Raw genomic sequence first — 8,315 nt, forward strand, 5'->3', positions numbered from 1 at the left:
CGGCGGCCGGTCGGCGGGGGTCGCGAGGGACAGCGGCCAGTGCAGGTCGGCGCCGGTCACCGGGAGCACGGCGAGGCCGTGCGCGGTGCCCAGCAGGAACCGCGGGACGAACGCGATCCCGAGGCCCGCGCGCACGTATTCGGCGGTCGTGAAGATGTCGGTGATCTCGATCGTGACGTGCCGCGGCACGTGGGCCGCCGCGAACGCGCGGTCGGCGATGGCGCGGTTCCCGTAACCCGGCGGGCAGTCGATGAAGCGCAGCCCGGCCAGCTCGCCGATGTCCACTCCCGTGCGGCCGGCGAGCGGATGGTCCGGCGGCACGACCAGGTCGAGGGTCGACCCGGCCAGCGGCAGCAGGGTGACACCGGCCGGCGCCGGCCCGGGCAGCGACACGAGGGCCAGGTCCAGGCGGCGTTCGGTGAGCGCTTCGATGTGGCCCTGCGAGCCGCTGGGGGCGACGGAGATCTGGAGCTGCACGCCGGGGTGCCTGCGGTGGAACTCGCCGAGCAGCGCGGGCAGGTCGATCAGCCGGATCGAGGTGAGCGTGCCGAGTCGCAGGGTGCCGCGCAGTCCGCCGCGCACCTCGGCGACGGCGTCGGCGGCGTCCCGGGCGGCGTCCAGCGCGATGCGGGCCTTGGGCAGCAGCGCCCGGCCCGCCTCGGTGAGCAGCACCCGCTTGGAGTTGCGGTCGAGCAGCCGCGCGTCGAGTTCGCGCTCCAGCGACTTGACCGCGGCGGAGACCGCGGACTGGACGATGTGCAGACGGGCCGCCGCGCGCGTGAAGTTCTGTTCCTCGGCGACGGCGACGAAGTACTCGAGATGTCGGAGCTCCACCCCTCAACCATCGCACATACAGATGATGACCAGCGCAAAGATTCGTTGGACGCGATCGTGGGTGGTCGCGGAGGCTGAGACGTACTCGGCGGGCACGCGCCCGCTGACATCGGATCGGAGCAGTGCCCATGACCACGTCGACGCCCGTGCGCGCCCGGCTCACCCCCCAAGGCGACCCGCCGCCCACCGTTTCCGTCGCGTCCGCCCGGCACGGCACCGGCTTCTGGGTGGTCGCGGCCGCCTTCCTCGTCGCGATGGCGTTCTCCACCGCGCCGACGCCGCTCTTTCCGCTGTACGCGGCGCACGACGGCTTCTCCACGTTCATGGTCACGGTGGTCTTCGCCGTCTACGCCGTGGGGGTGATGGTCAGTCTGGTCCTGGCCGGGCACGTCTCCGACTGGCTGGGGCGCAAGCGCGTACTGCTGGCCGCGCTCGCCCTGCAGTGCGTGGCCGCCGCGCTGTTCCTGACGAGTGCGGCACTGCCCGTGCTGCTCGTGGCCCGGTTCGTCACCGGGCTCGGCGTCGGCATGCTGACCGCGACGGCGACGGCCTATCTGCACGAGCTGCACGCCGCGCACCGGCCGGGCGCCTCGGCGCAGCGGTTCGAGACCGTCTCCACCGCGGCCAACATCGGCGGCCTCGGCGTCGGTCCCCTGGCAGCCGGGTTCCTCGCGCAGTACGCGCCCTCTCCGCTGCGCGTGCCCTACGTCGTCTTCGGGGTGCTCCTCGTGGTGGTGGCCGTGGCGATCGCCCTGTCGCCCGAGACCGTGCGGATATCCGGGCCCCGGCCGCGCTACCGTCCGCAGCGGGTGAGCGCCGATCACGGCGACCGCAACGGCTACCTGGCGGCCGCGGCGGCGGCCTTCTCCTCCTTCGCGGTGCTCGGTCTGTTCACCGTGACCGCCCCCGGCTTCCTCGCGCATGCGCTCGGCCGCCCCTCGCACGCCCTGGCCGGCGCCGTCGTGTGCACGGAGTACGTCGCCGCGGTCCTCGCCCAGATGCTGGCGCACCGGATCGCAGCCCGCACGAAGATGGCGTTCGGGCTGCTGGCCCAGGCGGCCGGTTTCCTGACGGTCGTCACCGGCATGCACACGCTCAGCCTGGCGACGTTCCTGGCCGGTGGGATCGTCGCCGGGGCCGGGTCCGGGCTGATGTTCAAGGCGGCGGTCGGCTCGGTCGTCGCGATGGCCGCGCCGGCCCGCCGCAGCGGGGCGCTGGCGGGCCTGTTCCTCGTCGCCTACGCGGGCTTGAGCATCCCGGCGGTCGCCCTGGGCGTCGCCACGCTGTCGCTGACCGCGACCACCGCGATGACCTGGTTCGCCGGCCCGTTGATGGTGCTCCTCGCGGTGGTGGCGGTGCTCGGCCGGCGGCCGGCCGCGGTGCGCTGAGCCCGTCAGGGGCCGGCGCTGATCCGGCCGCGCCGGATCGTCACCGTCTCGTCCGCGGCGTCGGCGACCTCCTTGGAGTGGGTCACCACGATCACGCACTTGCCCTCGTCGTGCGCGAGCCGGCGGAACAGGGTGACGATGCCGGCCGCCGTGTCGTGGTCGAGGCTGCCGGTCGGTTCGTCGGCGAACAGGATGTCGACGTCGCAGGCGAGCGCCCGGGCGATCGCGACGCGCTGCTGCTGGCCTCCGGAGAGCTGCAGGGTCCTGCGGTGCTGTTCGGCCTCCTCGATGCCGAGCAGGCCGAGGAGTTCGGCGGCGCGCTGCTTGCGGCGGGGGACCTTCACGCCGGTGATCTCCATGGCGGCGGTGACGTTCTGTACGGCGGTCATGTACGTCAGCAGGTTCAGGGACTGGAACACGGTGGCCGCGTGCCGGTTGCGGTAGGTGCCGAGGCCGATCTCGGCGATGTCCCTGCCCCGGAACCGCACGCTGCCCGACGTCGGTGCGTCCAGTCCGCTGGCCAGTGACAGGAGGGTCGTCTTGCCGGACCCCGAGGGCCCGACGACGGCGTACATGCGGCCCTCGTGGAAGCGGTGGTTGACTCCCTTGAGCACGGTGCGCCGGCGGCTGCCGCCGGTGAACGTGCGGGTCAGGTCGGTGAGTTCGAGGACGGCGTCGGACGCGGCCATCTCAGTTTCCCTTCGTCAGGATGTCGCGCGGAGTCAGCCGCAGGACGCGGATGCCGGGGACGAGCGTGGCAAGCCCGGCGATGCCCAGACCGGTCGCGGCGATCTTGGTGATGTCGGCGGGGCCGAGACGGACGTCCATCTCGTGGATCGGGTCGGCCGCGGGCTCGTTGCTCTTCGTGCCGCCGCCCGTGTTCGCGTAGTCCTGCTCGGGGGTCCGGTCCGCGGCCTCCTCGCGGGCGGCGGAGACCTGGCTCGACAGGAGCCGCTGGCCGATGGCCTCGGACAGGACGGGGCTGCAGGCCGTGGCGAGGCCGATCGCGACGAGGGCGCAGGCCACGATCTCCACGAGGTGCTGGGCGAGCAGGCGCGGCCCCCGCTCCCCCAGGGACATCAGGATGCCCAGTTCGCCGCGGCGCTCGCGCAGGGACGCGGCGACGATCAGGGCGAGGATGACGGTGCCGGCCACGGCGACCAGCCACACGGTGACGGTGGCGAAGTCGGCGGTCTTGGTGATGGGGCCGACGAGCGCCCGGTACTGCTTGTCGTTGACGGTCAGCGGAAAGATCTGCGGGTCGACGCCCGCGGACTTCGCGGCCCGCCGCAGCGCGTCCAGGTCGTCGGGGTCGTGCAGCGTGAAGGTGGCTTCCTTGACGACGCCGTCCTTGCCCGTGCCCTTGTTCATCAGGATGCTGGCGCCGTCGGGGCTCACGTAGAGGTGGTTCGCCGGGTCCGTCACCGGGGGGACGTACTGACCGGCGTCGGCCGTGCCGGACTTGTAGATGCCGACGACCTCGAAGGAGTGCGCGGTCTCGTTCTGCTTCTGGCCGGGGGCCGGGAGTTCGCCCGCCTTCAGTGCGAGCCGGTCGCCGACTTTCAGGTGGTTCGCCTTGGCGAGGCGTTCCTCCACGACGATCTCGTCCTTTTTGCTGTCCGGGGTGATGCCGTGTCCGGACAGCAACTCGGCGTCGCCGTTGCGGAATTCCCCGACGGAATCCAGGTCGCGAATTCCGTCGGCCTTGAACAGGTCGGTCATCGGGCTGCCCTCACCGGCGGGCGCCGGGACGGGCTGGTACAGCTTCATGGATTTCGTGGGGAACGCGCCCGCGTCCGAGGTGTAGTTGCACCGGTCGACGACCGCGGCGGCGCAGATCTTGTCGACGACGCTGCGGTGCAGGTCTCCCTTGTCGCCGATGACCCCGCCGTGTCCGGCGCCGTCGGTGTCCACGCCGCCGGAGCGCATCAGCGCGTCGACGTCGAGCTGCATGGTCGCCACGGCGCCGACCTGGCGCTTGGCGCCCTCGGCGGCGCGCGCCGCGGCCGCCTGGATCAGATAGCCGGACAGGACGAGCGTGCAGATCACGAGGAAGAGTCCCGTCAGGCTCAGGGTCTTGCCCCCGTGCCCGGTCAGGCGCCACCAGGCCCGCTTGAGAAAGTTCATGGGAACTGACGCTAGCCAGCGCGGGCTTTGCCTCACGTTTTGTCTTTCAGCGCGGCCCGGTACGTCTCATACACGACTCACATACGGGCTCTGATAGAAGTGTCGGCGGACGAAAAGGGCAGAAGAATCCGCCCTGTGACCCCTCACAGGAATGCCACGGAAATGGCACAGGAAACGTAGGGAAGGGAACCGCGGCGTGCGCGTGCTGGTGGTCGAGGACGAGCAGTACATGGCCCGCGTCCTGGAGATCGGACTGCGCCGCGAGGGCATCGCCACCGACGTCGTGCACGACGGGGACCGGGCGCTGGAGAGGCTCACGGTGTACGACTACGACGCGGTGGTCCTGGACCGCGATCTGCCCGGACTGCACGGCGACGACGTGTGCCGGCAGGTCGTCGCCCTGGGCCTGGACTGCCGGATCCTGATGCTGACGGCCGCCGGACGGCTCGGCGACAAGGTGGAGGGCCTCGGCCTGGGGGCGGACGACTATCTGGCGAAGCCCTTCGACTTCCCCGAACTGGTGGCCCGGCTGCGCGCGTTGTACCGGCGCAGCCCCATGGCGCATCCCCCGCTGCTCGCCTTCGCCGGCCTCACCTTCGACACCCACCGGCGCCGGGTCACGCGCGACGGCGTCGAGATCCGGCTGACGCCGAAGGAACTGGCCGTCCTGGAGCTGCTGCTGCGGGCCGAGGGCGGCGTGGTGAGCGCCGAGTACCTGCTCGACAAGGCGTGGGACGCGCACGCCGATCCGTTCACCAACGCCGTACGTCTGGTGGTGCACACCCTGCGCAGGAAGCTCGGCGAGCCGCGGCTCGTGCACACGGCCATCGGCGCCGGCTACTACCTGGGGACCGAATGATCCGCCGGCGCACGCTGAGCATCCACACCCGGCTGTTCCTCGGCTTCGGCGCCGCGCTCGCCGGGTGCGGGGCCCTCATGGTCGTGATCATCTACGTCGGGATCCGCTATCTGCCGACGTACGACTTCTCGACCACCGTCAGCGTCCCCCCGTCGGCAGCGACCTCGCACGGGCCCACCCCGACCCACCTGCCCGAGTTCCGGCCGGCGCATCCCGTGGAGGGCGCCAAGGTGGCCTCCGGGGGCCTCATCCAGGACGAGCAGGACGTGTGGCACGCGGTCCTCGCGGTGTCGGTCGCCGGAGTGCTCCTGGTGACGGCGGTCGGGCTCGGGGCCGGCTGGCTGCTGTCGCGCAGACTCCTGCGGCCGCTGTCGGCGATCAACCGGGCCGCGGCGCGCGCCGGTCAGGGCGAGCTGTCGTTCCGGATCAACGCGCGCGGGCCCGCCGACGAGCTGAAGCAGCTGGCCGACACGTTCGACGCGACGCTGGCGCGCCTGGAGGAGTCCTTCGAGGCGCAGGGCCGGTTCGCGGCCAACGCCTCGCACGAACTGCTGACACCGCTGGCCACCACCCGGGCCGTGTTGCAGGTCGCGGCGGCCGATCCAAACGGCGAGGAGTTCGCCGAGCTGCTGCCGATGCTGGTGGAGACCAACGAACGCAACATCACGGTCGTCGAGGAGCTGCTGCAACTGGCCGCCTCGGAGCAGGTCGCGTTCGACCCGGAACCGGTCGACGTGGCCGACCTCGTCGCCGAGGCCGTCGACGCGCTGCGCGGCCGCGGCGGTCCCGACGTACGGCTGCGGCTGCCGGGCGACGCGGCGGACTGCCTTGTCGCGGGGAACGCCACGCTGCTGCGGCAGTCGGTGGTGAACCTCCTCGACAACGCCCGCACGCACAACACGCCCGACGGGTCCGTCGACGTGGCCGTCGTCGCCGACGAGGCCGCCGGCGCCGTGGTGCTCGACGTGTCCAACACCGGTCCGGTGGTGGACCCGGAGACGGTGGACCGGCTGTTCGAGCCGTTCTACCGCGCGCGGCCGCGGGTCTCCAGCGACCGGGGGCACGGGCTCGGCCTGGCCCTCGTGCGCAGCGTCGTCCGCGCCCACCACGGCACGGTCACCGCCGAGGCCCCCGCGGGCGGGGGCCTGCGCGTGCACGTACGCCTTCCGGCGGCCGTCGACGGGTGAGTCGTGCGCGCGTCCGCCTCAACTGGACGCGCGCACCACGAGCTCCGGCTCGAAGATCAGCGAGGTCGGTTCCGTGCGCTCGCCCTCGATGTGTTCCTGCAGGATGCGCGCCATGGCGCGGGCCATCTCCTCGACGGGCTGGCGCACCGTCGTCAGCGGCGGCGTACAGGTGACCGCGACGCTGGAGTCGTCGAAGCCGACCACCGCGACGTCCTCCGGGATGCGCCGGCCGCGCTCGCGCAGCACCTGGCACACCCCCTGCGCCATCAGGTCGTTGGCCGCGAACACGCCGTCCAGGTGCGGGTGGTCGTCCAGCAGCCGGGTCATCGCGGCGGCCCCGCTGTCGAGGGTGAACCCGCCCTCCGCGATGGGGACGTAGGGCAGGCCGGCGCGCTCCATCGCCTCCCGGAACCCGGCGAGCCGCTGCTGACCGGCGGGCAGGTCCAGCGGTCCCGTCACGGTCGCCAGGCGCCGGCGTCCGCGGTCCAGGAGGTGCTGCGCCGCCATCCGGCCGCCCTCGCCGTGCGCCAGGTCCACGTAGCTGATCGGGGCAGGCCGCGCGGGCCGCGCGAAGCACACGGCGGGCAGTTGTTCCCGGGCGAGCAGCGGCGGCAGCGGGTCCTCCGCGTGCGTGGAGACGACGAGCGCGCCGTCGGCCCTGCCCTGGCGCAGATATCCCATCACCTCGTCCCGCGCGGTCTGTGATTCGGCGAACATCAGGACCGGGTGCATCGAGCGGGTCCGCAGGAACGAGACGACGCCGCCGACGATCCGCCCGAAGAAGGGGTCGGCGAACACCCGCGCCGCGAAGGCGTTCTGCGCGCTCTCGTCGTCCTCGCCGGCGCCCGACACGACGAGGGCGATGGTCTCCGCGCGCCGGGTGACCAGGGAGCGGGCTGCCCTGTTGGGGGTGTAGCCGGTGCGCCGGATCGCCTCGCGCACGGTCTCGCGGATCACCGGGTCCACGCTGGGCACTTCATTGATCACCCGGGACACGGTCGCCCGCGAGACCCCCGCCTCACGGGCGACGTCCTCCAGCGTCAAGGACTGTCGTTGCATGCACGCAGCCTAATCGCGTGGTCGCACCGCGCATAGAGCGCTCTCTTGTCAACTGCCGTCGCGCACCTGCACGGGAACGGCGAGCGGCAGGTCCCCGGCGCTGCGTCCGGCGTGCACGAGGAAGCGGCCCGGCTCGCCGACCCACGCGTCGGCCTCGACGCTCCAGTGCCGCAGCGAGCGCGCATCCACGGTGACGGTGGCCCGGGCGCACTCGCCGGGCGCCGCGCGCACTGCCGCGTATCCGGCGAGCCAGCGCACGGGGCGCTCCACGGCCGACGCCGGTCGGGACAGGTACACCTGGACCACCTCGCGCCCGCTCCGCTCCCCCGTGTTGCGGATCTGGACCGACACCCTGAACCCGCCGTCGCACGAGGGGACTTCGGACACGGACAGGCTCTCGTAGTCCCACGTGGTGTAGCCCAGGCCGTGCCCGAACCAGTAGGCGGGGGTGCGTCCGCTGCGCAGCCACGCGCGATGTCCGACGTGCAGCCCCTCCTCGTACGGGAGGACGCCGTCGATCGGCTGCGTGGCGGTGACGGGGGCGTCCGCGAGCCGCTCGGCCCAGGTCGTGGGGAGCCGGCCGCCGGGTTCGGCGTCCCCGAGGAGGATCTCGGCCAGGGCCGTACCGCCCTCCTGGCCGGGCAGCCAGGTGAGCAGGACCGCGCCCGCCTCGTCGCGCCAGGGCAGTTCGACCGGCCCTCCGCAGTTGACCACCACGACGGTACGGGAGTTGACCGCCGCCACGGCCCGCACCAACGCGTCCTGGTGTCCGGGCAGGGCGAGGGAGGTGCGGTCGTGGCCCTCCGACTCGCTTCCGTCGGTGGTGCCGACGACGACGACCGCCGCGTCGGCGGCGCGGGC

8 protein-coding genes are annotated in these 8,315 nt (G+C 72.6%); 3 read left to right on the plus strand and 5 right to left on the minus strand.

The window, feature by feature from the left end:
- Positions 1-834 (minus strand): LysR family transcriptional regulator (locus G3I40_RS46840; RefSeq protein WP_164300484.1); only part of this gene is annotated, 834 nt, incomplete at its 3' end.
- 128 nt (positions 835-962) lie between these two features.
- On the opposite strand from G3I40_RS46840, the gene G3I40_RS02450 reads away from it, so the two are divergent.
- Complete coding sequence (locus G3I40_RS02450) at positions 963-2,222, plus strand: MFS transporter (RefSeq protein ID WP_164300485.1); 1,260 nt, start codon at positions 963-965, stop codon at positions 2,220-2,222.
- A 5-nt stretch (positions 2,223-2,227) separates the two neighbouring features.
- Here G3I40_RS02450 and G3I40_RS02455 read toward each other — a convergent pair whose 3' ends face one another.
- The gene (locus tag G3I40_RS02455) at positions 2,228-2,911 is read right to left on the minus strand and encodes an ABC transporter ATP-binding protein (protein WP_164300486.1); all 684 of its coding nucleotides are present in this window, start codon (positions 2,909-2,911) and stop codon (positions 2,228-2,230) included.
- Between the two features lies 1 nt (position 2,912).
- On the minus strand, positions 2,913-4,349 hold the full coding sequence (locus G3I40_RS02460) for an FtsX-like permease family protein (protein WP_164300487.1): 1,437 nt from the start codon (positions 4,347-4,349) through the stop codon (positions 2,913-2,915).
- 196 nt (positions 4,350-4,545) lie between these two features.
- Between G3I40_RS02460 and G3I40_RS02465 the strand changes: the two genes are divergently transcribed.
- Both G3I40_RS02465 and G3I40_RS02470 read left to right on the plus strand, forming a co-directional pair.
- Positions 4,546-5,208 carry a response regulator transcription factor gene (locus G3I40_RS02465; protein WP_164300488.1) on the plus strand — a complete coding sequence of 221 codons (663 nt, stop codon included), beginning with the start codon at positions 4,546-4,548 and terminating at the stop codon, positions 5,206-5,208.
- Entirely contained in the window at positions 5,205-6,395 is a 1,191-nt protein-coding gene (locus G3I40_RS02470) for a HAMP domain-containing sensor histidine kinase (protein ID WP_164300489.1), read from the plus strand. Before G3I40_RS02465 ends, G3I40_RS02470 begins: the two co-directional genes overlap by 4 nt.
- Positions 6,396-6,413: 18 nt before the next feature.
- Here G3I40_RS02470 and G3I40_RS02475 read toward each other — a convergent pair whose 3' ends face one another.
- Both G3I40_RS02475 and G3I40_RS02480 read right to left on the minus strand, forming a co-directional pair.
- Positions 6,414-7,454, minus strand: a complete 1,041-nt coding sequence (locus G3I40_RS02475) for a LacI family DNA-binding transcriptional regulator (protein WP_164300490.1) — start codon at positions 7,452-7,454, stop codon at positions 6,414-6,416.
- 48 nt (positions 7,455-7,502) lie between these two features.
- On the minus strand, positions 7,503-8,315 hold an 813-nt coding region (locus G3I40_RS02480), incomplete at its 5' end, for a glycoside hydrolase family 3 C-terminal domain-containing protein (RefSeq protein WP_203643271.1).

This window comes from Streptomyces sp. SID14478 (assembly GCF_010548525.1).
GTDB lineage: Bacteria > Actinomycetota > Actinomycetes > Streptomycetales > Streptomycetaceae > Streptomyces.

Excerpts from the sequence above, each read along its gene's own strand:
- G3I40_RS02450 (WP_164300485.1), top strand. The coding sequence starts at position 963 with ATGACCACGTCGACGCCCGTGCGCGCCCGGCTCACCCCCCAAGGCGAC.
- G3I40_RS02455 (WP_164300486.1), bottom strand. The coding sequence starts at position 2,911 with ATGGCCGCGTCCGACGCCGTCCTCGAACTCACCGACCTGACCCGCACG.
- G3I40_RS02460 (WP_164300487.1), bottom strand. The coding sequence starts at position 4,349 with ATGAACTTTCTCAAGCGGGCCTGGTGGCGCCTGACCGGGCACGGGGGC.
- G3I40_RS02470 (WP_164300489.1), top strand. The coding sequence starts at position 5,205 with ATGATCCGCCGGCGCACGCTGAGCATCCACACCCGGCTGTTCCTCGGC.
- G3I40_RS02475 (WP_164300490.1), bottom strand. The coding sequence starts at position 7,454 with ATGCAACGACAGTCCTTGACGCTGGAGGACGTCGCCCGTGAGGCGGGG.